26 protein-coding genes and 1 riboswitch are annotated in these 24,912 nt (G+C 36.7%); of the genes, 18 read left to right on the forward strand and 8 right to left on the reverse strand.

Going from position 1 to position 24,912, the window contains the following annotated elements; translation table 11 throughout:
• Positions 1-86: 86 nt before the first annotated feature.
• The 3 genes from BHU61_RS09285 to BHU61_RS09295 all read left to right on the forward strand — a co-directional run bounded on the left by BHU61_RS09285 (position 87) and on the right by BHU61_RS09295 (position 3,689).
• Entirely contained in the window at positions 87-1,094 is a 1,008-nt protein-coding gene (locus BHU61_RS09285; protein WP_111716347.1) for a nuclease-related domain-containing protein, read from the forward strand.
• Positions 1,095-1,324: 230 nt separating this feature from the next.
• Complete coding sequence (menE, locus tag BHU61_RS09290; protein ID WP_111716348.1) at positions 1,325-2,728, forward strand: o-succinylbenzoate--CoA ligase; 1,404 nt, start codon at positions 1,325-1,327, stop codon at positions 2,726-2,728.
• Entirely contained in the window at positions 2,709-3,689 is a 981-nt protein-coding gene (locus BHU61_RS09295) for an enolase C-terminal domain-like protein (RefSeq protein WP_111716350.1), read from the forward strand. Before menE ends, BHU61_RS09295 begins: the two co-directional genes overlap by 20 nt.
• 47 nt (positions 3,690-3,736) lie before the next feature.
• On the opposite strand, the gene yidD is transcribed toward BHU61_RS09295, so the two are convergent.
• Both yidD and BHU61_RS09305 read right to left on the reverse strand, forming a co-directional pair.
• Entirely contained in the window at positions 3,737-3,964 is a 228-nt protein-coding gene (gene yidD / locus BHU61_RS09300) for a membrane protein insertion efficiency factor YidD (protein ID WP_111716352.1), read from the reverse strand.
• Positions 3,965-3,973: 9 nt separating this feature from the next.
• On the reverse strand, positions 3,974-4,747 hold the full coding sequence (locus tag BHU61_RS09305) for a hypothetical protein (RefSeq protein WP_111716353.1): 774 nt from the start codon (positions 4,745-4,747) through the stop codon (positions 3,974-3,976).
• A 44-nt stretch (positions 4,748-4,791) separates the two neighbouring features.
• Here BHU61_RS09305 and ytkD point away from each other — a divergent pair, with 44 nt between their 5' ends.
• Together ytkD and BHU61_RS09315 are read left to right on the forward strand one after the other, a co-directional pair.
• The gene (gene ytkD / locus BHU61_RS09310; RefSeq protein WP_111716355.1) at positions 4,792-5,262 is read left to right on the forward strand and encodes an RNA deprotection pyrophosphohydrolase; all 471 of its coding nucleotides are present in this window, start codon (positions 4,792-4,794) and stop codon (positions 5,260-5,262) included.
• Entirely contained in the window at positions 5,246-5,995 is a 750-nt protein-coding gene (locus BHU61_RS09315) for an alpha/beta hydrolase family protein (protein ID WP_111716357.1), read from the forward strand. The genes ytkD and BHU61_RS09315 overlap by 17 nt, the downstream gene beginning before the upstream one ends.
• Before the next feature lie 169 nt (positions 5,996-6,164).
• On the opposite strand, the gene pckA is transcribed toward BHU61_RS09315, so the two are convergent.
• Positions 6,165-7,754, reverse strand: a complete 1,590-nt coding sequence (pckA, locus tag BHU61_RS09320; RefSeq protein WP_111716359.1) for a phosphoenolpyruvate carboxykinase (ATP) — start codon at positions 7,752-7,754, stop codon at positions 6,165-6,167.
• Between the two features lie 189 nt (positions 7,755-7,943).
• Positions 7,944-8,055, forward strand: a riboswitch (SAM riboswitch).
• A 109-nt stretch (positions 8,056-8,164) separates the two neighbouring features.
• Between pckA and metK the strand changes: the two genes are divergently transcribed.
• Complete coding sequence (gene metK / locus BHU61_RS09325; protein ID WP_111716361.1) at positions 8,165-9,358, forward strand: methionine adenosyltransferase; 1,194 nt, start codon at positions 8,165-8,167, stop codon at positions 9,356-9,358.
• A 176-nt stretch (positions 9,359-9,534) separates the two neighbouring features.
• On the opposite strand, the gene BHU61_RS09330 is transcribed toward metK, so the two are convergent.
• Positions 9,535-9,723 (reverse strand): hypothetical protein, encoded by a 189-nt coding sequence (locus tag BHU61_RS09330; protein ID WP_099576743.1) that lies wholly within the window; start codon positions 9,721-9,723, stop codon positions 9,535-9,537.
• Between the two features lie 244 nt (positions 9,724-9,967).
• Here BHU61_RS09330 and BHU61_RS09335 point away from each other — a divergent pair, with 244 nt between their 5' ends.
• Positions 9,968-10,882: a nuclease-related domain-containing protein gene (locus BHU61_RS09335; protein ID WP_111716363.1), complete on the forward strand. Its 915-nt coding sequence runs from the start codon at positions 9,968-9,970 to the stop codon at positions 10,880-10,882.
• 39 nt (positions 10,883-10,921) lie between these two features.
• Here BHU61_RS09335 and BHU61_RS09340 read toward each other — a convergent pair whose 3' ends face one another.
• From BHU61_RS09340 to BHU61_RS09355, 4 genes are all read right to left on the reverse strand, one after another.
• The gene (locus BHU61_RS09340; protein WP_242444243.1) at positions 10,922-13,051 is read right to left on the reverse strand and encodes a 5'-nucleotidase C-terminal domain-containing protein; all 2,130 of its coding nucleotides are present in this window, start codon (positions 13,049-13,051) and stop codon (positions 10,922-10,924) included.
• Between the two features lie 103 nt (positions 13,052-13,154).
• Positions 13,155-13,478 carry a fluoride efflux transporter FluC gene (locus BHU61_RS09345; protein WP_242444244.1) on the reverse strand — a complete coding sequence of 108 codons (324 nt, stop codon included), beginning with the start codon at positions 13,476-13,478 and terminating at the stop codon, positions 13,155-13,157.
• On the reverse strand, positions 13,475-13,825 hold the full coding sequence (locus BHU61_RS09350; protein ID WP_111716364.1) for a fluoride efflux transporter FluC: 351 nt from the start codon (positions 13,823-13,825) through the stop codon (positions 13,475-13,477). The genes BHU61_RS09345 and BHU61_RS09350 overlap by 4 nt, the downstream gene beginning before the upstream one ends.
• 40 nt (positions 13,826-13,865) lie before the next feature.
• Positions 13,866-14,165: a hypothetical protein gene (locus BHU61_RS09355; RefSeq protein ID WP_099576750.1), complete on the reverse strand. Its 300-nt coding sequence runs from the start codon at positions 14,163-14,165 to the stop codon at positions 13,866-13,868.
• Positions 14,166-14,347: 182 nt separating this feature from the next.
• Here BHU61_RS09355 and BHU61_RS09360 point away from each other — a divergent pair, with 182 nt between their 5' ends.
• The 11 genes from BHU61_RS09360 (at position 14,348) to BHU61_RS09410 (ending at position 24,834) form a co-directional block, all read left to right on the forward strand.
• A complete protein-coding gene (locus tag BHU61_RS09360; RefSeq protein WP_111716366.1) occupies positions 14,348-15,058 on the forward strand; it encodes a transaldolase in 711 nt (236 codons plus the stop codon).
• A 192-nt stretch (positions 15,059-15,250) separates the two neighbouring features.
• On the forward strand, positions 15,251-15,958 hold the full coding sequence (gene pxpB / locus BHU61_RS09365; RefSeq protein ID WP_111716368.1) for a 5-oxoprolinase subunit PxpB: 708 nt from the start codon (positions 15,251-15,253) through the stop codon (positions 15,956-15,958).
• Entirely contained in the window at positions 15,958-16,929 is a 972-nt protein-coding gene (locus BHU61_RS09370; protein ID WP_111716369.1) for a 5-oxoprolinase subunit C family protein, read from the forward strand. Before pxpB ends, BHU61_RS09370 begins: the two co-directional genes overlap by 1 nt.
• Positions 16,929-17,360, forward strand: a complete 432-nt coding sequence (locus BHU61_RS09375) for an acetyl-CoA carboxylase biotin carboxyl carrier protein (RefSeq protein WP_111716371.1) — start codon at positions 16,929-16,931, stop codon at positions 17,358-17,360. Before BHU61_RS09370 ends, BHU61_RS09375 begins: the two co-directional genes overlap by 1 nt.
• An 11-nt stretch (positions 17,361-17,371) precedes the next feature.
• Positions 17,372-18,721 carry an acetyl-CoA carboxylase biotin carboxylase subunit gene (gene accC, locus BHU61_RS09380; protein WP_111716372.1) on the forward strand — a complete coding sequence of 450 codons (1,350 nt, stop codon included), beginning with the start codon at positions 17,372-17,374 and terminating at the stop codon, positions 18,719-18,721.
• Positions 18,722-18,723: 2 nt separating this feature from the next.
• On the forward strand, positions 18,724-19,476 hold the full coding sequence (locus tag BHU61_RS09385; RefSeq protein WP_111716374.1) for a LamB/YcsF family protein: 753 nt from the start codon (positions 18,724-18,726) through the stop codon (positions 19,474-19,476).
• Between the two features lie 19 nt (positions 19,477-19,495).
• Positions 19,496-20,710, forward strand: a complete 1,215-nt coding sequence (locus BHU61_RS09390; RefSeq protein ID WP_111716375.1) for an NRAMP family divalent metal transporter — start codon at positions 19,496-19,498, stop codon at positions 20,708-20,710.
• A 90-nt stretch (positions 20,711-20,800) separates the two neighbouring features.
• On the forward strand, positions 20,801-22,447 hold the full coding sequence (locus BHU61_RS09395; RefSeq protein ID WP_111716377.1) for an FAD-binding dehydrogenase: 1,647 nt from the start codon (positions 20,801-20,803) through the stop codon (positions 22,445-22,447).
• Positions 22,448-22,536: 89 nt separating this feature from the next.
• Entirely contained in the window at positions 22,537-22,899 is a 363-nt protein-coding gene (locus BHU61_RS09400) for a hypothetical protein (protein ID WP_111716379.1), read from the forward strand.
• A gap of 260 nt (positions 22,900-23,159) precedes the next feature.
• Positions 23,160-24,506 carry an alanine/glycine:cation symporter family protein gene (locus tag BHU61_RS09405; protein WP_111716381.1) on the forward strand — a complete coding sequence of 449 codons (1,347 nt, stop codon included), beginning with the start codon at positions 23,160-23,162 and terminating at the stop codon, positions 24,504-24,506.
• A 124-nt stretch (positions 24,507-24,630) separates the two neighbouring features.
• Positions 24,631-24,834 carry a hypothetical protein gene (locus BHU61_RS09410; RefSeq protein ID WP_111716383.1) on the forward strand — a complete coding sequence of 68 codons (204 nt, stop codon included), beginning with the start codon at positions 24,631-24,633 and terminating at the stop codon, positions 24,832-24,834.
• Positions 24,835-24,912: the final 78 nt, after the last annotated feature.

The raw sequence follows: 24,912 nt of genomic DNA on the forward strand, positions 1-24,912 counted from the left end.
GGGGTGCTTTTTTTGTTAACAAAATTTACGTAAAATTAATTTGTTAATTTTTGTGTTCATTTGTATATTATATGTGAGGTGATGATATGTTCCTGAAATTATATGATTTTAGTGATTATGAACAATATTTGTGGGAAGTTAAGAATCGTATAGAATTGGACAGTTTTGATGAATCACAGCTATATACATTTGAACGTGGGTATATGGGAGAGAGAATATGCTATGATGCATTGAAAGGTACACGTGGCGGCGTGAAGTTATGGAATGTGAGAATCAGGAGTAATGGCGAAGTGCAATTTGACTTTTTGTTGATTAAAGACAGATTTATTATACATATTGATGTAAAAAATTTTGCCGGACCGTATACATTTAGTAATAATAACTTTGTGAGTGAGAATAATTATGTGAATGCCAATCCATTAGTACAACTCGATAAAGCAGAGAAGAAGTTAAAGTATTTCTGTTATAAAAATAATATCGATTATCAGGTGAAAAGTTATGTGTTATTTATTAATCCTACATTTGAATTGAGTGGACTAGAACATACTGATAAGCTATTATATTCAACGGACGTCTCAAGAATTGTGAAAATGTTAGGTGAGGGGGAACCGACAAATGAAGAGCTATATATTGGAGAATTATTAAAAAAGCATCATCATCCTAATAGTAAGTATGAACGCATACATTATTATCCCTTCAATGCTTTAAAACCAGGTATGAAGTGTCCGGAATGTCGAAAGTTTTTGCCGATAGTGTCTGGACGTCAAAGAATTGTACGTTGTGATTGTGGATATAAAACTCCAAAAAATAAATTAGTACTTGATGCATTTAGAACGATAAAAATCCTGAAAAATGATGCTGTAACTACGGCTGATATTAGTAGATATACCGGTATAGGTAAAACAACGATTAGAAATGTACTGAAATCTGAATTTGAAACGTATGGAAAGAATAAAGGACGCAAATATACAGTCAAGAAAACAGTGAAGGGAATTTTTGAATCATCAGTAGAGTATAGAACCTCATCGCTAGATGTTGATAAACGGAATATATCAACATCTAGTGAAGAAGGTCGGGAATATATCATGTCGTAGATGTTGATAAACGGAATATATCAACATCTAGCAATGAAGGTCGGGAATATATCATGTCGTAGATGTTGATAAACGGAATATATCAACATCTAGTGAAGAAGGTCGGGCGTATATCATGTCGTAGATGTTGATAAACAATATATATCAACATCTAGCACCAAAGCGCATACCGATGTATTAACTTCTTCTTTTTGATATGATAATTATATTAACTAAGAGGACGTGGCATTATGCAGTGGCTTAAGACAACAGCAAATCGATATCCAGATAAAACAGCAATTTTTTATCAAGATCAACATATTTCTTATCAATTACTCTACGAACAAGCTCAAAAAGTAGCATACGAACTCGATCAACTTCAACATCATCGTGTTGCGCTTGTAGCGGAAAATACATTAATGGATTGTTATTTTATTCATGCTGCGATAATTGCGAATATTGAAATAGTGATGATCAATAAGCATCTGACTGAACATGAAATGAGAAAGCAAATGGCGTCTGTGGATACAGAGCTTTTATTTTCAAATAATAATTACACGCACATCTCTGCTATACATAAATCAGAGTTTGTTAGAAAGGCAATAAATCAGCATTCAACATTAACTGCCAAACCGAATCATCCAGAAGATATATTATCTATTATGTTTACTTCAGGGACGACTGGTGTTCAGAAAGCAGTACCTCAACGCTTTATTAATCATTTAGCAAGTGCCGGAAATTGTAAACAGATATTTACGTATGACCATGATTCAATTTGGCTGGATGTTCTGCCATTGTTTCATATAAGTGGTTTGAGTGTATTAATACGTGCAGTGATTGATGGCTGCTCTGTCGTATTGCATGAAAAGTTTGATGCAAAGCAGATTATCGATGATATTAAAGATAAAGAGATTACGCATATCTCGCTTGTACCCCAAACGTTAGAACGTCTCTTAAGACAAGGACTTAACCAGCAATATGCCCTTCAAGGCATACTGATTGGTGGTGCTAAACTAGATGATCGTTTACTTATTCAGGCACGAAGTGCAAACCTACCCGTCTATACATCATTTGGCATGACTGAAACATGTTCTCAAATGATTACAGCATCACCAAAAGATATTCAAAAGTATCCAAAGAGTGTCGGTCAGGTCAATCAAAATATCCAATTATTTAATGCAGTGAATCAGGTCGGTGAAATTGGTGTTCGTGGTGATAATGTCATGCACGGTTATCTTTATCCGGAAAGTGCAAATCAAGAAGCATTCATAGATGGATATTTCTTAACAGGAGATATCGGGTATATCGAAGAGGATCATCTTTATATATTAGACCGTCGCAAAGATTTAATTATTTCAGGTGGAGAAAATATATATCCTTCAGAAATTGAGCAGGCCATATTAAGTCATACGTCTGTACATGCAGCTTGTGTTATTGGTATTAACGACAGCGAGTGGGGCAGTGTGCCGGTTTGTTTATATGAAGCGGATGGTAATATGGATGCAACTATTCAGAATGTATTAAATAATAATATCGCAAAATATAAGCATCCTAAACAATTTATTCGAGTAAATAATTTAAAACGAACATCGAACGGAAAAATATCACGTCATCAATGTAAGGAATGGTTTATGCATGAATATCTCAAAGCTTAATATTTATTCATATGCTGCACCTTTTAAAGCGCCGATCAAGACAAATCTTATTACTTTAAATGAGCGGAAGGTACTTGTAGCAGGTATCGTAATTGATGGTGTGGAATATTATGCGGAAGCAAATAGTTTTGAGACACCGTGGTATCATTTTGAAACGATTGAAACGGTTTATCAATCACTCGTCAATCAGTTTCAAATAATAAAAAATAGACCGATATCTTCAATAGAAGCATTCAATGCTTTACTTGATTCTGAAAAACCGAATGCATCCAGTTGTTTTGATATCATTGCGTATCAATATTTTAATACGCTAAAGCCAGTGACTGTGTTGATCGGTCAAACGTTACATCATGATGCACGTGTTATTCAACCGAACGCTACACGTGTAAAATTAAAGATGCATCACAATATTTTAGCGCAAGTACAATCCATTCGTAAGACGAGTGATGTAGAGATCGTCATCGATGCAAACGGGTTAATGGATGCAAATCATTTTAACTTGATCCGTAAACTTTCTGAGTATGACATTCTTTATTTTGAAGAGCCGTTCAGTTCTATTGAAGATTATCGTTCAATGCATCGCTTGAATCCGAAGGTTAATCTTGCTATTGATGAAAGTGCGACTGATGCGCATACGATACAACAATTTTATAATATAGGCGTTAATACTGCAGTTATTAAATATAGTAGATTAGGTGGCGTGACTAGTGCACTTAAGATAAAAGAAGACTTACCAGAAATGAAGCTCGTATCCGGCGGCATGTATGAATTTGGTCTCAGCAAATATTTCACTGCGCTGCTCGGTGAAACGTTTCAGACTGTACCGGACATTACGCCGAAAGGTACTTATTTTGCGCATGACTTTACTGAATATGACGAAATAATTAGCGACAATCGACTCAATATTTCTGTACCAAAAGTAAAGAAATCTCATCTCACATTATTAGCTGCTTACGATTAATAAAGCTGTATAGATAAAAAGGAAATTCCATTTCGGAATTTCCTTTTTTAATGATGATGTTCTTTGTCTGGGACCGGGTCATAACCACCGGGATGAAACGGATGACATTTAAGGATTCTTACGATCGTTAAATAGCTTCCTTTTAATGCACCGTGTGTTTCAATTGCTTCTAATCCATATTGGGAACATGTCGGTGTGAAGCGGCATGTGGGTGGTGTCATTGGTGAGATATAATTTCTGTAAAATTTAATACCAGCTAATAATAGTTGTTTCATAATAATCTCCTAATCAATTTCTTCTGCTTTATACATAGATACATTGGTTTTATTAAAGTTCTTATAGTGCGTTTCCTGTTTCATCAATATTGTGACAGGTTTGTTTTTAATTTTAGCATTGACCTTGATATCAAAGTACAGCGTTTTTGGCAGCTTCTTCACGGGTGATAATTCAACATCAAATGAACCACTCTGAATTTTAATATCAGTGAGATCATTAAATGTAGATACTTGATTCATGCTTGAGAAATCGACGCCGTAATCAAACAGATGTTTTAAATTTTGAGAGTTACCTTGATATTGAATCGAATTATCCGTCGTTTTTATATTATCAACTTCTTTTTTGACGACATTTTGAACAATATCTGTTAAATTGACCATATTTGATTGGACACTTGAAAAGTACTGAATATCAGCATTACGAGCACGATAATTTAAATATTGAGGTTCAGGAAAGGCTTCTATATTCCCCTCATCCATATTGAATATAACAGACTTTACAGGATATTTCGTGTTATTTGAATCAGCTTTAATAAGTAGCGCACTTTTATTGATCGTATCAAATTGAGATGCTGTATCCTGTGTAAACTTTGTTGTGAACTTATCATATGAAATCGTTGTCTTATTAGTGGCATCAAGAGAAATGCTGTCTGTTGCTTTAATATTCTTCTGCATTCGAGCGATAATCTGGTCTTTCGTCAATGGTTTCTTTTTTTCCTGTGGTGCTGCACAACCGGTAATAATTAATGTTAAAATAATAAAAAGTATAGTTAGTTTTTTCATAGAGACCTCTAGATAGATAATTTTGTGATGAATGGAGCAGATTAATGATATTTACAGATCATGTTGGAAATAAAGTAATCCTCGAAATTAAAAATAAGGCTGATATTCCAACAAGTAAACATGTACTAATAATAACAAACTTTAAGGGTAATATGCTACTTACGCATAATAAAATTCGAGGTATTGAATTCCCGGGTGGTAAGGTTGAGTATGATGAAACACCTATTGAGGCGATGCATCGTGAATTATATGAAGAAACTGGTGGTGTAGTGCGTAATTATGAGTTTATAGGTACCTATACCGTATATGATCAGTCACCATTCAGTAAAGATGTCTTCTATGTAGAAGTAGCGCAAATCGACAAGCGTGAAGATTATCTGGAAACAGATGGTCCGGTAATTGCAAAGGCGCTGGATGACATTCAGACAGAAGATAAAAGTTTCCTGTTAAAAGATGACTGTATTCTATACCTATTAGATACACTAAAGGAGCGTTTTGATGTTCATCACGAGTAAAGTAATTCCTGCAACTTATAAAGATATAAGTTTTCAGGAGATAACCTATCAGTCTGACGAATTTGAAGTTAAAGGCTTATTATATGAGCCGAAACTTGTAGAACGCATCATTATATATCTTCGCGGTGGAAAAGGGCAGGTAGGGACGCTTAGACCAGCTGGACTGATGCGTTTTGCCTATCCGAATACACTTGTTGCAGCACCTTATTACCGTGGAACGCATCATAATGGTCAGGATGAGTTTGGTGGAAGTGACCGTGAGGATGTATATGCGCTTGTGCGTATATTAAGAAAAAAGTATCCAGATGTACCATTACACTTTATAGGTTTTTCACGTGGGGGTATTCAAGGACTCGTTACGTATCAGGATAGTAATGTGACATCCTTTATTACATGGGGTGGTGTATCGAGTATTTATTACATGTATGATGAGCGACTAGACTTGCGCAGCATGTTAAAGCGCATCGTCGGTCCGATTTCAGATAAAGCCGCCTATGATAAACGCGAAGGTATTAATCTGATCAAAGCAGACAGTCCCCCAATTATGATTATTCACGGAACAGAAGATAAGCAGGTTAATATCGCGCATGGCAAGATGCTTGAAGAAAGACTTAAAAACTTAGGTGTAAAGCATGAAGCGATTTACTTAGAAGATGAAGCACACGTCCTTCGACCTGATAATGAACGCAAGATACTAGAAGAAATTTATAGATGGATGTTAGCTGTAGAATAAAATGAAGATGTGACTTAAATTTTAGTCCTTTTATCTTTAACAGCTTAAACGGCAGAACAGAAGTTGCCCCTACGACAAAAACCGAACAAAAACTATAAATCAAAGCGCGATTTATTAGTTTTGTTCGGTTTTTGCTTGTGGCAGAACACTTCAGTTCCAGCCTCTATTATTATCCTCTAAATATAAAGCCGCCTTTTTCTTCAATTTCTGCTGACTTTTCACCGAATTTCTTGAAGTTTTCCTGGAAGCGTAATGCTAAATCTTTTGCTTTTTCATCGTAAGCATCTTGAGATACCCAAGCGTTACGTGGCATTAAGATTTCTTTAGGAACACCTGCGACTGAATTTGGTACATATAATCCGAAGATAGGATCTTGAGTGAATTCAGAGTTTTTAATTTCGCCACTGATTGCACGACGGATCATAGAACGTGTATGTGTTAAGCTCATACGGCTACCTACACCATATTCTCCACCAGTCCATCCAGTGTTTACTAAGTATACGTCTGAACCATGCTTGTCGATTAATTCACCTAACATATTCGCATATACTGTTGCATGTAATGGTAAGAACGGAGAACCGAAACATGTTGAGAATACTGGTTGTGGGCTCGTTACCCCGCGCTCAGTACCTGCTAATTTAGATGTAAATCCACTTAAGAAGTGGTACATTGCTTGTTCTTTCGTTAATTTAGAGATTGGAGGTAATACGCCGAATGCATCTGCTGTTAAGAAGATGATTGTTTTAGCATGACCAGCAATTGAAGGTAATACGATGTTATCGATATTTTCAATTGGGTATGCTGCACGTGTATTTTCAGTTAATGATTTGTCTTCATAGTCTGGGAAACCTTTTTCATCAACTTTAACATTTTCTAAGATCGCACCGTAACGGATCGCATCATAGATTTGTGGTTCTTTCTCACGAGAAAGGTCGATTGTCTTCGCGTAACATCCACCTTCGATATTGAATACACCATTATCGTTCCAGCCATGTTCATCATCACCGATTAATTTGCGGTGTGGGTCAGCTGATAAAGTTGTTTTACCTGTTCCTGATAAACCGAAGAATAACGCAACGTCTTTATTTTCACCAACGTTTGCTGAACAATGCATACTCATTACACCTTGTGTTGGTAATAAGTAGTTCATTACACCGAAGATACCTTTTTTCATTTCTCCAGCATATTCAGTACCACCGATTAAGATAATTTTATGTTTGAAACTTGTAATGATAAATGTTTCAGAATTTGTACCATCGATTTTTGGATCTGCTTTAAAGTGTGGCGCAGAAATGATAGTGAAGTCTGGATCGATTAAGATACCTTCATTGAATGTTTCAGGTCGGATAAACATTGTACGTGCAAATAAGTTATGCCATGCTAACTCATTGATGACGCGTAAATTTAATTGAGTAGCAGGATCTGCACCTGCATAACCATTGAATTCATAAACTTTATCTTTTGTTCCTAAATAGTCTAAAACGCGGTCTAATAATTTTAAGAAGATATCTTCAGAGATAGGTTGGTTGATTGTACCCCAGTCGATTTGGTCTTTTGTTTCTTCTTCTTCAACGATAAATTTATCTTTTGGTGAACGACCTGTATATTTACCAGTTTCAGTTCTGACAGCACCTGACTCTGTTAATACACCTTCACGATTTGCTAAAATTTCGTTGATTAACTGTGTTCTTGATAATTGATTTAATACGCTATCACTCTTTAATAAGTTATCTAGTTTACCAAAGATTTGTTCGCTCATTAAAAGGTCCCCCAAGTTTATATTTTCTGCTGATGTAAGCAGTTTCATGAAATAGTATAACATAAGGTTTTAAGTGTTACATTAAATATAAATAAAATTTTATAGATAAAATATTATTCAGAAAATTTGTGAATCAATCCGATATATTGACAGTGTACAAAAAGTTTAGTATTATCTAACTTGCGGATTCTCTTATCCAGAGTGGTGGAGGGACATGGACCCTTTGAAGCCCAGCAACCCTTAACTTCATTGTTAAGTAAGGTGCCAAACCGTTTGCAGACAGCTGTCTGAACGATAAGAGCAGAATGGACTAATTATGTATAATTAGCCTTCTCTCTTAATAGGAGAGAGGGCTATTTTTTATTTATAGCTTGAACCGTGAAATATATATTTATTAGGAGTGTTTATAAATGACAGATCGTAAATTATTTACGTCAGAATCAGTAACAGAAGGACATCCAGATAAAATTGCTGACCAAATTTCAGATGCAATCTTAGATGCAATTCTTACAGGAGATCCAAAAGCACGTGTAGCGTGTGAAACATCAGTAACAACAGGTATGGCATTAATCGCAGGTGAAATTACTACATCAACATATGTTGATATTCCTAAAGTAGTACGTGATACTGTAAAAGAAATCGGATATACACGTGCTAAATTCGGCTATGACTTCCAGACGATGGCAGTACTTACTGCAATCGATGAGCAGTCGCCTGATATTGCTCAAGGGGTAGACCGTGCATTAGAAGACCGTGGTAACTTATCTGACTCAGATATCGAATCAATCGGTGCTGGTGACCAAGGTTTAATGTTTGGATTTGCATGTAATGAAACTGAAAGCTTAATGCCTTTACCAATTTCATTATCTCATGAATTAGCACGCCGTCTGACTGCCGTGCGTAAAGATGGTACTTTAGAATACTTACGTCCAGATGGTAAGACACAAGTTACTGTTGAGTATGACGAAGCGGGTAAGCCGAAAAGAATTGACACTATCGTTATCTCATCTCAACACCATGAGAAGATTGAATTAGAACAAATTCAGGCTGATATTAAAGAACACGTTATTAAACCAGTTGTTCCAGCTGAATTAATTGATGAAGAAACAAAATATTTCATCAATCCAACTGGTCGTTTCGTAATCGGTGGACCTCAAGGGGATGCTGGTCTTACTGGCCGTAAGATTATCGTAGATACTTACGGCGGATATGCGCGTCACGGTGGTGGTGCATTCTCTGGTAAAGATGCGACTAAAGTTGACCGTAGTGGTGCATATGCAGCGCGTTATGTTGCGAAGAACATCGTTGCAGCAGGTCTAGCTGACAAATGTGAAGTACAATTAGCTTATGCGATCGGTGTAGCACAACCCGTATCTATTTCAGTTGAAACTTATGGTACTTCTGAATACACTGAACAACAACTTGTTGATGCAGTACGTAAGACATTCGACTTACGTCCAGCAGGTATCATTCAGATGTTAGATCTTCGCCGCCCAATTTATAAACAAACAGCTGCTTACGGTCACTTCGGTCGTACAGATGTTGATTTACCATGGGAAGCGACAGATAAAATTGAAGATTTAAAAGCAAATTTAAATAAATAGAGGCAGGGATAGAAGTGTTCTGCCACAAGCAAAAACCGGACAAAACTAATAAATCGTTCTTTGATTTATAGTTTTTGTTCGGTTTTTGTCGTAGTGGTCACTTCTATTCCGCCGTTTTAGCTTTATTCGTAGGATGAAAAAAGACTACCTCATGCGAGATAGTCAATAAAAAAATATTAAGCTTCTTCAGTTTCTTCTTCAGTAGTCTCTTCTTCTGTAGCAGCATCATCTTCAGTAGTTTCTTCTTCAGTTGTTGCTGCATCTTCAGTTTTTGCGTCGTCAGTTTTTTCCTCTTCACCACATGCACCTAATAATAATGCTGATGCGAAAGTACCTGCTAATAATAAACGTTTATACATTGCCATGGTATCATCCTCCGAGAAAATTTAATTTTGCCCAAAAATATTTTTAGGACACTTAAATTATTTCATATCATTATTAATTAAGAATTTATATTTTATTAAACATTGTTAATCTTTGTTCAGAATATTAATTTCTTATTAATATTTTTAATTAGAGTAAACTTTCACAAATTACTTTCATATTTTCGATGAAGTTCTTCTGAAATTTCATTATAATAAAGGAAATACGGTTAGAAAGGTGAATGATATGTCAGTAGAAGTAGGAAGTACTTTGTTTTATGTGTTAATTGGTTTAGGTGTCCTGGCTTTATTATTCTTCGTCTTATGGTTACTCGCATTATCCAGCAAGAAAAAATCAATTGCGCGTAAAGAAGAAGAATTTCGTAAAGCACAGAAAATTAGATCAGATGAGTATCACGATGAGAGTGAAAAGTCTCGACTTCAATATAAAAAAGAATTAGCAGAACAAAAAGAAACATTACAGAAAACAATCGATGAGAAATCATCACATATCGAATCTTTAAAGATGTTCTCGAAAGATAAAGGTGAATATTTAACAGACCTTACTTTAATTCAGTTAAAAGAACAGTTCATTCGTGAGGAGCGTATTCGTCCGGAAGATATGCACGTTCTTGCAAATATCTATATTCCTGGTAAACGCGTGAAAAGCACTGATAAACTTGATCATGTCGTATTGACGAGAACTGGTATCTACCTGATAGATTCTAATTACTGGACAGGTCATATTTATCACGGTGTAAGTGAGATGCAGTTTGCTGGCGAACCAATGCTAGAAGGTGTATTCAACATATTAGAGCTTGATCCGAAGCTTGAACAGACAATCGTACTCGATAAGAACAAAGATGGTAATGCTGAATTCAGAACATATAACCACTCGATTGAAGCATTGAAATTAAAAGCAGAACGTTTAGAGAAAGTGTTTGAGTTACCGTATCCGGTAACACCGATTGCGTACTACAATGCAGAAGGGGTAGGTAGTGAACACATTACGAATTATTCGAGAGATAATGGTGTGAAGGTGATTGTAGGTGAAGAAGAATTGCAAACATTCTTCGAAAAATTTGTCTTCCATGGTAGATTCCAGTATAAAGTTGAAGCACTTGAAAATATTATGGACCAAATTGAACATTTAAATCCGTAACAAATAAGCCTTGAGTGAATTTCACTCAAGGCTTATTTGTTATGCAGATTTACGTTTCACTAAATATAATCCTAATCCTAATAATCCGATTGCAGCAGCACCTGTACCAGCCGCTTCACCAGTCACCGGTAATTGCTCAACCGCTTCAGTAATTGCAGGTTTGTTTGTATCATCTGCAACTTGATCCGCTTGAATTGTCGTATCTAAATTTGTTTCATTCGTCTTTGCAACAGTTTCAAATGGAATGACTTTATCATCATGAGCAGCCTTTGTAACTTCTAATACGACAGGTTCTTCAGTAGAATCTTCTGTGTTGATGATGAAACCTTCGCGTCCATCTTCTTCTGTAGGTACGTCAATTTGAGGTTTTACAGTTTCAGTTGTCGGTCTTTCAGTCGTTACTTCTTCAGATACAACTGGTTGATACGCACTCGCGTTTCCTGCTAAGATACGTTGTAATGCTTCACTTGTATAAGCTGTCATATCAGCAGCTTTAAAGTATTGACGTACAACTGCATCTAATGATGGTCCTTCTTCACGAGGTCCACCAAGCATGGTATAACCATCGCCACCAACGGCTAAGAAATCATTTGTTACAACTTTGTATGTTTTAGTATTGTTTAATGGTTCAAATTTGTTTGTCTTTTTGTTGAATACTTCAATTGCATAAACACGTTCACCAGCAGGTTTAGTCATGTCATAATGAACTTTGATTGATTTAGAGATGTGTAAGAAGGCACCGTTTGCATCTAATCCTGTTTTTCCGTCTTTTTCAACAACGGGTGCACTTAAAGCGTGTTCAAACATTGCTTTAACGTCAGTACCTTTGACGTTAATTTGTGTAATAGTGTTTCCGAAAGGTAATACTTTAATAATATCTCCGATTGTTACATCTTTATTACCTTCGATTGAAGCTCGGATACCTCCACCATTAGTTACAGCAAAGTCACCAGCTGCATCAAATCCGTTAACAGAATATGCTTCCATTGCATCAGCAATTGCGTTACCTAAGTTTGTCTCACGTGTACGTACGTCGTTACGTTCACCTTGAAGTTGTACTGGATTGTGGAATACGACTTCAGAAGTTGCTTTCCCAAAGTTATCTTTTGCAGTATCAACGATAGCTTTAACTGCAGCATCTTGTGTAACTTCTTTCGTATCTGCTTCTTTAATCATTGAAGCTTTCAGATTACTTGCAACCTTATTTTGTAAATCAAATGTAACTTTCCCGATGTTTGCAAGTGCCGTACCTGTTTGAGCAAGCATTACCGTATTTTTTAATTCACCATTTTCAATGACAGAGTGAGAATGTCCATCTAATATGACGATTGCATTATTTTTAAAATCTTTGTTGCCGGCAATCTTATTCGCTAAATTATCACCACGCCAAGCTTCTTTCGTTGTTGTGTCGATACCTAAGTGACTTAAGATGATAAATGCATCAACTTTTCCTTGTAGCTTTTTCATTTCTGCAGTTACAGATGCAACTGGATCAAGGAACGAAACACCGATAATGTTGTTCGGGTGCGTCTTTGTAGCAGTCTCCGGTGTTGTTACACCGATGACACCATATTTCTTACCATTTTTCTCGATAATTGCAGAAGGCGCATAAACACTTTTCCCATCTTTATAAACGTTTGAACTTAAAATAGGGAAGTTTAATAGTTTCTTATAGTTCATCGCAGTTTCAAAACCGAAATCAAACTCATGGTTACCAACAGTCATCGCATCGTAACCAACAGCGTTCATCGCTTTTGCCATGTCAGCACCTTTTGAGAAGTTAGATAATGGTAAGCCCTGGAAAGCATCCCCAGAATCAAACATCAATGTAGGTTGTTCTTTATCTTTGATTGTCTTTACCTTTGCCATGCCGATAACACGGCCATCTTCAGCATCTAAACGACCATGCATATCATTTGTATGTAAGATCTTTACTGAGTTCGGTCCAGCAGGAGTTTCTGTTGTTGCTTGTTCAGTCGTTGGTAATTCAGTCGTAGCTTTCTCAGTTGTAGGCGCTTCAGTTGTCGCTGCTTGAGTCGTTGCTACTTCAGTCGTTGGTGCTTCAGTCGTTGGCTGTTCTGTCGTCACATCTGCAAGTGCATAAGGACTTTGGAAAAGCATTGAGATTAATAACGTTAACATTAATACCATTGATGCAATTCGTTTCACGGTGTTCCCTCCAAAATAAATTTTAATTTCAATATTATAATAATGTATAAATACATAAGCTGTGATAATTTTAAGAAAAAATTACGCTAAATTTACAAAAAAATTATAAATGAAATGTATATGCAAACAAGTAGAGTAACGGACCGAATATATAGGTAATTGTTATATAGAAAATACACCAGTTTTTATTCGTTTGATACAGTTTAACAATCTCAATGTTCAACGTAGAAAATGTTGTGAATGCGCCTAAAAAACCAGTACCGAGGAAAAGCATCGTTGTCATATCAAAACGTGCAACGATGCCTAACAACAATGCACCTAATAAATTAATGAACAGTGTACCAAATGGAAAACGGCCATTCATCTTCTGACTGATATAATATCGTAACATAGCCCCGAATGGTGCACCGATTGCAACATAGATCAATTTCTGTCACCCCATTTCATACCGATAACAGCACATATCATACCTCCAGGGATGCTAATACTATAATAGATGAAAAGTGAAAGATAATGATGTGCTAAATAGAGATCGGCAACGTCTTTACTCAGTGCAGAGAATGTAGTGAAGCTTCCTAGAAAACCGGTTGTAATTCCAGTCTTTATGTGCGATGACCAGGATAGCCGTCTAAAGTAAGTTGTAGAAAATCCTAAAGCAAATGCGCCGATGAGATTCACGATAATTGTATACAGCGGTGCATGAAGCGCTAAACTTATACTATATCTGCATAATGCACCGAAGACACTCATACATGCAATCCAAAGATAGACCATATAAAAACCTCCATAATAAAAAGGATTGACGAATCAATCCTTAAATGATACCAAATCTAAACAGAATACTAGCAAGTTGTAAGAGAATAACAACTAAGATGACCCATGGCCAAATTTTCGCGACCTTATATAAACCGCTTGAAATGTTTTCAGGCTGCTTCAAAGCTTTATCAATTAAGACAATACTAATAATAAGTAAAATACAGCTTACTAGTCCGGTAAACAGTATGATGGCATTGATAGAACCGAAAAGTATTGCCAGCACGGGATTATAACCGTTACAAAAGATACTTAAGATAACAAAAAATATAGAGAAGTAAACATATTTGTTCGCTTTCATGATGTTCCTCCATTCATTAATCATTTTATTTTACCACATCAAATGACAACAAAAATATAAAATTCTGAAAAGAATAGTAAATATATTGAAAAAACAAACAAGTATACTCAATCATTAGCAATATCATACATTATGTGATTATAATAAGTAGAAGTGTTTACATTAAATGTGGAGGAATAATAATGAAAAATTTAAATGTGCAAGTATTTGCTGATGGTGCGGATATCGAACAAATGAAAACAGCTTACCAAAACCAGACAGTTGATGGATTTACGACAAACCCATCACTTATGGCTAAAGCTGGTGTAGAAGATTATACAGCTTTTGCAGAAGCTGCAGTTAAGGCAATACCAGATGCTTCTATCTCATTTGAAGTATTCGGCGATGATATGGAAACGATGGAGAAAGAAGCAGCAATCATTCAGTCATTCGGTGAAAATGTATTTGTTAAGATTCCTGTCGTGAATACGAAAGGCGAATCTATGATTCCATTAATCAAGAAATTATCTGAACAGGATATTAAATTAAACGTTACTGCGGTTTATACAATCGAACAGGTGACAGAAATCGTAAAAGCAATTAAACCAGGTGTTGAAACATACGTTTCAGTATTTGCTGGCCGTATCGCAGATACTGGTGTAGATCCTATGCCATTAATGCGTGCTGCTGTAAAAGTTTGTCACGAAAAAGAAGGCGTGAAACTTTTATGGGCATCATGTCGCGAGCTTTATAACGTGATTCAGGCAGATGAAATCGGCTGCGACATTATCACATGTCCAGGGGACGTTGTGAAGAAGATTCCGAATATCGGTCGTGACATCGATGAATTATCAGTAGATACAGTTAAAGGATTCGCTAAAGACATTCAATCAAGTGGATTAGGCATTTTATAAGACATCTTAGACCATTACACAAATTGTGTAATGGTTTTTTTATGAGGTATATTTATATACATATTTATATGTTTAATTAATGTCGTTTAAATATTGTTGCTCTTTATTACTTTAAACTTTCAAAATAAGTAATTTAAATTATCAGACTATTATGATATGATTATTTAGGTAAAAAAAGAAAGGGGTTACATCATGAATATTGTAAATATCAATGAGAACTGTATGAGCGTCGTCTTTGAAGAGCGTATTGATCCTGAGATTAATGCGCAGGTGATCCAGTTAAAATCTGCGATACAAAATAGCGCTATCAGTGGCATATTAGAGCTTGTCATTTCTTATAACACGCTCGTTATTTATTTCGATGATACAGTGACAGATCATGAAACGTTAAGTGAATCTTTACAGAGTCTTACACTATCTTCAACAGATCAACAGCAGACAACGACATACGTTATTCCTGTGTGTTACGAGGCACCGTTCAATCTTGATCTGGATGAAATGGCTTCATTACATAATAAAACGACAGAAGAAATCATTCAAATACATACAAGTAAACCTTATCTTATCTATATGTTAGGCTTTATGCCTGGCTTTCCATTTTTAGGAGGATTAGATGAGTCGATTGCAACACCCCGCAAAGCTTCACCGCGTAAAGAAATTCCTGCGGGTTCTGTAGGTATAGCAAATGCACAAACTGGTATCTATCCATTAGCTTCACCTGGGGGATGGAACATTATCGGAAAGACACCTTTAAAGCTATTCGATCCGAAACGCGATCCTGAAGTTTACTATGAAGCTGGAGATTATATTAAGTTTAAACGCATCTCAAAAGAAGAATATGATAACATTGAACAGGCTGTAAATAACGGTACTTATGAAATTGAAACGGAGGTACAATAATGGGACTTCAAGTCATACATCCGGGAATGTATTCTACAATACAGGATTTCGGACGCACAGGCTTTCAAAATGTTGGTTTATCACCAGCAGGCGCAATGGATTATCGTGCATTATTATTAGGTAACAATCTGCTTGGTAATACAGATCATATGAGTATTGAGATGACGATGCAGGGTGGCATCTTTAAATTTACTGAAGATAATGCATTTATCATTACTGGTGGTAATATGCTTGCTGAGTTAAATGATACGCCTGTAGTTAATCGATGTGTATATAACGCAAAAGCCGGCGATATATTAACATTTAAGACTGCTAAAAATGGATACCGTACTTACCTGACGGTCAAAGGTGGTTTTGATCTACCGAAAGTTCAGGGTAGCTATTCAACGCATATGAAGATTAAACTAGGCGGATTAGATGGACGTACGTTGATTAAAGATGATTTTCTTGCATTCAATCAACCGGAAATTGTTGAAACGAGACGCGTTAACACGCATTTTATCGATAAAGTAAGCACGATTCGTTTTATTCCAGGTCGTCAATATGACCGATTTAAAAATTTAGCGGCATCACTATCAAGCACATACGAAATTTCTAATACATCAGATAGAATGGGTATCCGTCTGTCAGGTGAAATATTAGAAGTGAAGACGAACTATGATATCATCTCTGAACCGGTTCAGCTCGGTTCAATCCAGGTATCGTCTGACGGTCAGCCGATTATACTGATGAATGATCGTCAAACTGTCGGCGGATATGCAAAGCTAGGAACAGTATATTTCAGTGATATCCCTACACTTGTGCAAAAAGGTCCTGGGAGTGAGATTCGTCTCGTTGAAGGCACTTTAGAAGAAGCGATAGCAGAGAAGAAAAAGATGATGAAGATTATAAATGAAGTAAGCATGCATGCATTTGATATCAGACACACGAGTCAAAAAATCCAAAACTTATTAGAGAAGGCGGAATCATAATGAATTCAGATAAATTACAACAGCTCATTGATATGATGAATAGTAATGAACTAAAAGTTATTTCGGTAAAAGAAGGCGATAACGAATACTACATCGAAAAAGCAATTAAAGAAGTACAGACCTATCCGGTACAGCAAATACCAGGACAAGTAACACAACAACCAGAGCAGGAAGTTGTCGAGCATGGACATCACGTACAAAAGTCTCAACTGGTAGGAACATTCTATAATATGCAGGATGAAGCATCAAAAGAGCCGTTTATCCGTGTCGGTGACAAAGTTGAGAAAGGCGACCGTATCGGTATCATCGAAGCGATGAAAGTAATGAATGATATTCATGCTGATGTTGATGGTGTTATTGAAGCGATTCATATCGAGAACGGAACTGCTGTAGGCTATGATGAACCGTTAGTGACAATTAAAGAAAAATAGGGGGTGACACTTTGAAGAAAGTATTGATTGCCAATCGAGGAGAAATTGCGATTCGAATTATTAGAACATGTAAGAAGATGGGCATTAAGACGGTTGCTGTCTATTCTACGACAGATGTGGATAGCTTACACGTTACTTTAGCAGATGAAGCAGTTTGTATCGGTCCATCTAGTTCGACAGAAAGTTATCTGAATATGAATAATGTGATTGCTGCAGCTGAAATTACAGGTGCAGATGCGATACATCCGGGTTATGGTTTCTTAGCTGAAAATGCTAATTTCGCACGACTATGTGCTGAACATGATTTAGTATTCATTGGACCTACACCTGAAACAATCGAGAAGATGGGTGATAAAGCTGAGGCGCGTAAGACGATGGTCACTGCTGGTGTACCTGTAATACCTGGTTCAAAAGATGTAATACCGACACTCGCTGAAGCGACGGTGAAAGCACAGGAAATCGGCGTACCGATGGTGATTAAAGCAGTCGCTGGTGGTGGCGGTAAAGGGATGCGTATCGTCAGCCGCATGGAAGATTTCGAAAATTTATTTAATGCGGCTAAATCAGAAGCAAAGAAAGCATTTGGAGACGACCGTGTTTACATAGAAAAATTTATTAAGACTGCAAGACATATTGAAGTGCAGGTCATTGGTGACGGTAAAGGAGATGCAGTACATCTTTACGACCGTGATTGTTCTATTCAACGTAACAATCAGAAGCTTGTAGAAGAAGCGCCTGCTGCTATCGTACCGGATGAAGTAAGAGAACGCATGACACGTGATGCCGTCAACGCAGCGAAAAATATTAATTATCGTGGTGCAGGTACGCTAGAATTCTTATACGTTGAGTCAACAAAAGAGTATTACTTCCTAGAGATGAATACGCGTGTTCAAGTAGAACATACGGTAACCGAAATGGTGACTGGCGTCGATATTATCGAAGCACAACTTAATATCGCATTATACGATAAGTTCGAGCTTGTGCAGGATGAGATTCAGATTAATGGTTTTAGTATCGAATGTCGAATTAACGCTGAAGATCCAGATCACGGATTTAGACCAAGTCCGGGGAAAGTAGAATATTTAAATTTACCTAGTGGACCAGGTGTAAGAATCGATACATTCTTATATCAAAAGTGTATGGTTTCTCCGTATTATGATTCAATGATCGGTAAATTTATAACATTTGAGAAGACGCGTGATAGAGCGATACGCAGAATGTTATCTATTCTTGATGAGACGGTGATTACCGGCTTCCCGACAAATCTTGATTATCAGTATCGTATTATGCAGCATCCAAGGTATCAGGAAAATATTATCGATATAAAATTCTTAGAGAAAAATCACTTCCTGGAGGGCTAGAGATGAAGATTGATTTAAATGCAGACTTAGGAGAAAGCTTTGGTAATTACACGATTGGCAATGATGAAGCGATTATACCTTTAATTACTTCTGCTAATATCGCATGTGGTATGCATGCAGGGGATTTCAATGTATTAAATCGTACGGTAGCACTGTGTAAGGAAAATAATACCGGCATCGGTGCACATCCTGGTTACAATGATCTCATGGGATTTGGTCGTAAACAAGTCGATATGAGCTATGACGAAGTTGAGAACCTCGTTACGTATCAGCTTGGTGCAATACAGGCATTCTGTAATAAACATCAAGTAGAATTAAATCATGTTAAACCACACGGTGCACTTTACAATGCAACCTTTAATGATGAAAAGCTTGCGCAAGCTATCGTGAATGCGATCAAGCAATTTGATCCGAAATTAAAGGTGATGGGTATTGCGGATGGTAATTTAGTACGCGTCGCACAGGAAAATGGCTTAACAGCGATTAACGAAGTATTTGCAGATCGTAATTATACAGATGAAGGCACACTTGTTTCTCGTAAAGCGAATAATGCGATGATTCATAATGTAGACGAAGCGGTTGAACATGTATTGCGCATGATCATAGATCAACAAGTAAAGACAGAAACAGGTAAGTTAATACCAATTCAGGCAGATTCAATTTGCGTCCATGGGGATGGACCAGAAGCATTAGCTTTTGTTGAACAAATTCGTGATACATTGTTACAAAAAAATATAGAAATTACTACAATCTAACTAAGAAAAGGGGCTTATTATGAACAACGAGAAACCTAAAATGACATCAGCGCAGCGCAGATTACTGTTCGGCGCAATCTTCTTAATGGCGACGTCTGCAATCGGACCTGCCTTCTTGACACAGACGACAATCTTTACAGAACAATTCCTGGCAAGCTTTGCCTTTGCGATCTTACTGAGTATCATTATTGATATCGGTGCACAGTTAAATATTTGGCGTGTGTTAACCGTAACAGGTAAACGTGGACAAGATATTTCAAATGAAGTATTTAAAGGATTAGGAAGTTTTATCGCGATACTTATCGTACTTGGAGGACTAGCATTTAATATCGGTAACGTTGCCGGAGCAGGACTCGGTTTTAATGCATTACTTGGTATTGACGTGAGAATTGGTGCAGTGATTACAGGAATACTTGCAATCATCATATTCAGTAGTAAAAGTGCAAATAAGATGATGGACGTTGTAACACAGATTCTAGGTGTAGTAATGTTACTGACAGTAGCATTTGTTATGATTAAAGTTCAACCGCCATATGGGGAAGCTTTAACGAAGATGGTAATGCCTGATAATCCATTAGGACTTGTAATGCCACTTGTAACAATTGTCGGTGGTACAGTTGGTGGATACATTACGTTTGCCGGAGCTCACCGTCTGATTGATGATGGTATGGTTGGTAAAGCGAATTTACCATTCGTATCTCGTGCAGCAAACTTAGGTATCTTAACGACAGGATTAATGCGTTTCTGTTTATTCTTAGCAGTGTTAGGTGTAGTAGCAACGGGTGTGAAGTTAGATCCAGTAAACCCACCCGCTTCTGCGTTCCAACATGCTTTAGGACCAATCGGACCTAAAATCTTTGGTTTAGTATTATTAGCTGCAGCACTGACTTCAGTTATCGGTGCAGCATATACATCAGCTTCATTCTTAAAAGGATTCCATCCAGTATTTACGAAACACAATAATATCGTCGTAATTTCATTTATCGTATTCTCTACAATCGTCTTCTTACTTGTAGGTAAACCAGTGAAATTATTAGTACTAGCAGGCGCATTTAACGGCCTTATCTTACCGATTACATTAACTGCGATTCTTATTGCATCGAAAAATAAACGTATCGTTGGAGATTATAAACATCCAACGTGGTTACTTATTTTAGGTGTGATTGCAGTACTTGCTACAATCGGTGCAGGATTTATGTCGATTCAATCATTGATCGATCTATGGAATCAATAAAACATTTATAAGACAAAGCGTGAGCAATCATGCTTTGTCTTTTTCGTATATAATCATATTAAGACTGTCTAAAGAAAGAAGGAATTGATCATGAAAAAAGAGGTAACAATTATTGGTGCAGGACTTTCAGGATTAGTTGCTGCAACAGAACTATTGAAAAATGGACATCACGTGACGATGATCGATCAGGAACCGAAGACAGCAATCGGTGGACAAGCATTCTGGAGTTTCGGAGGATTATTCTTAGTCAATTCAAAAGTACAGAGAAGACTTGGTGTAAAAGACAGTTATGAACTCGCTCAACGCGACTGGTTAAATACAGCACAATTCGACCGTCTAGATACAGAAGATTACTGGGCGAAACAATGGGCAGAAGCATATATTAAATTTGCAGCATTTGAAAAAGAAGCCTATTTAGAAAGTATGGGGATTAAACTGACACCGATATTAGGATGGGCAGAACGTGGAGGATTTAGTGCATCTGGACACGGCAATTCAGTACCACGTTTCCATATTACATGGGGAACTGGCCCTGGCCTGATTGAACCATTTGTGAACTATGTATTAGCTGAAGAACAGAAAGGGAACTTCCGCTTTTTAGAACGACATCAAGTGACACGGTTAAATATTACAGACAATAAGATAACTTCGATTGAAGGTAATATACTCAAGCCAAGTGAAGCAGAACGCGGTGAACCATCTAACCGTGAAATTATTGATCAGTTCAAATTTGATACACCATACCTCATTATTACGACAGGTGGTATCGGAGCAAATCACGAACTGATTAAGAAGAACTGGCCACGCCGACTCGGTAAAGCACCGGAGACGATGATACAAGGTGTGCCGGATTCAACAGATGGTAAGATGTTAGGCATCAGTGAAACAGCAGGCGTGAAACTCGTGAATAAAGACCGCATGTGGCACTATACTGAAGGCATTATCAACCATACACCAATCTGGAATAATCACGGGATTAGAATCATACCCGGACCATCATCATTATGGTTTGATGCGTTAGGTAATCGCATGACAGCACCAGACTATCCAGGATTTGATACATTGCATACGCTGGAAACCATCTGTAAGACAGGATATGACTATTCATGGTTTATCTTAACAGAAGATATTCTAAAGAAAGAATTCGTCTTATCAGGCTCTGAACAAAATCCGGACCTTACTGAAAAAGACATTAAACTACTATTAAAAGAACGCCTTTCTTCAAATGCGACAGGACCCGTAGAAGCATTTAAAGAAAAAGGAGAAGACTTTATTGTCGCAGAGAATATTCACGACCTAGTACGTAAGATGAACGCATTAGCAGGCAGTGAATTACTAGACGCAGATCACATTAAGACACAGATTATAGAACGAGACCTGCAACTCGATAACCCGTTCAGTAAAGATCCACAAGTGACATTTATTCACGGCGCACGAAAGTTTCTTGGTGACAAGCTGATTAGAACCGCTAAACCACATAAAATACTTGAATCTAAAAGATTAATCGCTGTTAAACTGCACATTATCAGCCGTAAGACGTTAGGCGGAATACAAACCGACTTAAACAGTCAGGTTATCAGTCAGGAAGATACACCGATCCATGGATTATATGCAGCAGGAGAAGTCGCAGGATTTGGAGGCGGCGGCGTACACGGATACGGCGCACTTGAAGGCACTTTCCTCGGTGGATGTATATTTAGTGGAATGAGAGCAGCACATGGCATAGACGAAGCATAAGTATTATCACGATAAATAAATTCGACATTTTCAAGCGCTTACAAAAGTGATACACTAGAATTGACTAAAAATTAAGGGTGGTTAAGCAATTGGCATTCAGATATATGAAGCTATCAGATGAACATTATCGGCATGTATTGATAAGATTTGGAGACTTCTTTGAAGATTTCAGATGTTTTGTGGAGACGAGTAAAGAACTAACAGAAGAATTAGAGATTACACTCGATAAAGATGATTCATATACGAGATATTTAGTAAGATTATTTGTTATTGCTGAAGAAACGACAGGGGAGAAGATTGAAGATCCGAGAAGTGATGACACGATTGAGATGATCAAAGAAGTAGTGAATGATAAGAACTTCAATCGTTATAACAGTGCTGAAAGCGGTGTACCGGGAAGAATGTATGAAGCATATCAGAAATTTGTTGGTGAAGGACTTACGATCGATTAATTTAAGAATAATGCAGAAGATAAGTTCCTAGTACCTTCAACTATTATGAACAACACTGAATAGAAATCAACAAAATAGCCAATATAATTACAGCAAAATCTTGGCGTACACCAGTTAATAGCAAAGAGAGATTCTAATTTTTAGAATCTCTCTTTTTATATAAAAAATAATAACAATGAGGTCTGAATATTCTGAAAAATAATTGAAATGATATAAATATTTCTGTAAACTTAAACTATATTAAAATTAAGGAGAAGATCATGGACTATATTGTAAAGTTTTCAGAATGGTTATGGGGCTATCCATTGATATCACTTCTATTTTTCACTAGTTTGTTTTTAACTGTTTATCTAGGGTTTATACAATTTAGACATTTCCCTTATATCATGAAACAAACTTTTGGAAGTATTAATAAAGAACCAAAAGGTGAAGGAACAATTACGCCTAAACAGGCACTAACATCAGCGCTGTCTTCTACTGTAGGTGCTGCGAATATCGTAGGCGTACCTACAGCAATTATTATGGGTGGACCTGGTGCGGTATTCTGGATGTTAGTAATTGCATTCTTAGCAATGGCACTGAAGTTTAGTGAGAATGTACTAGGGATGCAGTATCGTGAGAAGAATAAAAAAGGTGAATTCGTTGGTGGCCCAACCTACTATATGAAGAAAGGATTTAAAAATAAAAAAGTCGGTATGATATTTGCTGTAATATTCGCATTCATGTTGATGATTGAGCTAATTCCAAGTGTAATGGTGCAAGGGAATTCAGTTGCTGATTCTATACATGATACATTTTCAATTAACCCGTGGATTACAGGAATTATCATGTCGATCGTTACCGGAATTGTCGTGTTTGGTGGTATTCAAAGAATCGCTACATTTACGGAGAAACTTGTACCTGTAATGGTAGGACTATATTTATTATTTGGCTTTATCATTATTGTGATGAATATCAGTCATGTACCAGAGGTAATTTCATTAGTCGTGGAGAAAGCATTTAAACCAGAAGCAGCTGCAGGGGGAGGATTCGGAGCAGCACTAGCTTCAACAGTAAGATGGGGATTTGCAAGAGGTGTGTATTCCAATGAAGCAGGATTAGGAACATCACCTATTGCCCATGCTGCAGCAAAGACAGATCATCCGGTAAGACAAGCATTCTGGAGTATCTCTGAAATTGTAGTGGATACAATCATAATATGTTCAACAACAGCATTTGTTGTATTAGTATCTGATGTATACTTACATAAAGATGCAAAAGCAAATCCAGGCGCATTAACAGCACGGGCTTATGAAGATGCATTTGGTGTGTTCGGAAGTTCGTTAATATCAATATCGTTGATTTTCTTTGTGTTATCTACAGTTATCGTTGTCGTATATTATGGCTCAAGAATGGCAGAGTTCTTGTTTGGAGAACTGATGGGCAACATAATGAAAGCCGTCTATATTATCTCGATAACAATCGGAGCAGTTGGGTACGGAACAGAACTGTGGAAACTATTAGACCTTGCATTAGCTTTAATCTTGATTCCGAACGTAATCGCAGTATTACTGCTTAGCCCACAAGTGAAACGACTGACGAAAGAGTTTTTTGCAGAGTATAAATAGAACGATTAAACCAGCATTTATGTGCTGGTTTAATTTTTGAAACTATTGAATTGAAATGAATTTAATCATAATAAAATGGTATTATAAGGATATAGTGTATAGGAATTAAAAGGGAGATTGTAAAATGGAATATGTATGGCTAGTAGCTTTTTATCTTTTGTTGATTTGGATTGCAATTACAATTGGGATTGCGATTAGAAGATTGCTGGATAATATGAAGCAGAGAACAATAAGTAGAATTGAATTAGAAGCACTTCAGAAGAAAGAACTTGAGAAAAGAATTGAAATATTAGAGCAACAATTGGCGGAGAAAGATAATAAACTTTAAAAGACCTGAAGAGGTCTTTTTTTGTTGAATTCCTTTCATAAAAATATCCCATTAAAATTTGAAAAATTCTGAAAACTA

Origin of the sequence: Macrococcus epidermidis (genome assembly GCF_003259695.1) — a bacterium.
Classification (GTDB): domain Bacteria; phylum Bacillota; class Bacilli; order Staphylococcales; family Staphylococcaceae; genus Macrococcoides; species Macrococcoides epidermidis.

Excerpts from the sequence above, each read along its gene's own strand:
- BHU61_RS09405 (WP_111716381.1), top strand. The coding sequence starts at position 23,160 with ATGGACTATATTGTAAAGTTTTCAGAATGGTTATGGGGCTATCCATTG.
- BHU61_RS09360 (WP_111716366.1), top strand. The coding sequence starts at position 14,348 with ATGAAAAATTTAAATGTGCAAGTATTTGCTGATGGTGCGGATATCGAA.
- BHU61_RS09335 (WP_111716363.1), top strand. The coding sequence starts at position 9,968 with ATGTCAGTAGAAGTAGGAAGTACTTTGTTTTATGTGTTAATTGGTTTA.
- BHU61_RS09330 (WP_099576743.1), bottom strand. The coding sequence starts at position 9,723 with ATGGCAATGTATAAACGTTTATTATTAGCAGGTACTTTCGCATCAGCA.
- BHU61_RS09370 (WP_111716369.1), top strand. The coding sequence starts at position 15,958 with ATGGGACTTCAAGTCATACATCCGGGAATGTATTCTACAATACAGGAT.
- BHU61_RS09285 (WP_111716347.1), top strand. The coding sequence starts at position 87 with ATGTTCCTGAAATTATATGATTTTAGTGATTATGAACAATATTTGTGG.
- pckA (WP_111716359.1), bottom strand. The coding sequence starts at position 7,754 with ATGAGCGAACAAATCTTTGGTAAACTAGATAACTTATTAAAGAGTGAT.
- menE (WP_111716348.1), top strand. The coding sequence starts at position 1,325 with ATGCAGTGGCTTAAGACAACAGCAAATCGATATCCAGATAAAACAGCA.
- pxpB (WP_111716368.1), top strand. The coding sequence starts at position 15,251 with ATGAATATTGTAAATATCAATGAGAACTGTATGAGCGTCGTCTTTGAA.
- BHU61_RS09315 (WP_111716357.1), top strand. The coding sequence starts at position 5,246 with ATGTTCATCACGAGTAAAGTAATTCCTGCAACTTATAAAGATATAAGT.
- BHU61_RS09295 (WP_111716350.1), top strand. The coding sequence starts at position 2,709 with ATGAATATCTCAAAGCTTAATATTTATTCATATGCTGCACCTTTTAAA.
- BHU61_RS09390 (WP_111716375.1), top strand. The coding sequence starts at position 19,496 with ATGAACAACGAGAAACCTAAAATGACATCAGCGCAGCGCAGATTACTG.
- BHU61_RS09410 (WP_111716383.1), top strand. The coding sequence starts at position 24,631 with ATGGAATATGTATGGCTAGTAGCTTTTTATCTTTTGTTGATTTGGATT.
- BHU61_RS09355 (WP_099576750.1), bottom strand. The coding sequence starts at position 14,165 with ATGAAAGCGAACAAATATGTTTACTTCTCTATATTTTTTGTTATCTTA.
- BHU61_RS09350 (WP_111716364.1), bottom strand. The coding sequence starts at position 13,825 with ATGGTCTATCTTTGGATTGCATGTATGAGTGTCTTCGGTGCATTATGC.
- metK (WP_111716361.1), top strand. The coding sequence starts at position 8,165 with ATGACAGATCGTAAATTATTTACGTCAGAATCAGTAACAGAAGGACAT.
- BHU61_RS09375 (WP_111716371.1), top strand. The coding sequence starts at position 16,929 with ATGAATTCAGATAAATTACAACAGCTCATTGATATGATGAATAGTAAT.
- BHU61_RS09395 (WP_111716377.1), top strand. The coding sequence starts at position 20,801 with ATGAAAAAAGAGGTAACAATTATTGGTGCAGGACTTTCAGGATTAGTT.
- BHU61_RS09305 (WP_111716353.1), bottom strand. The coding sequence starts at position 4,747 with ATGAAAAAACTAACTATACTTTTTATTATTTTAACATTAATTATTACC.
- BHU61_RS09385 (WP_111716374.1), top strand. The coding sequence starts at position 18,724 with ATGAAGATTGATTTAAATGCAGACTTAGGAGAAAGCTTTGGTAATTAC.
- ytkD (WP_111716355.1), top strand. The coding sequence starts at position 4,792 with ATGATATTTACAGATCATGTTGGAAATAAAGTAATCCTCGAAATTAAA.
- yidD (WP_111716352.1), bottom strand. The coding sequence starts at position 3,964 with ATGAAACAACTATTATTAGCTGGTATTAAATTTTACAGAAATTATATC.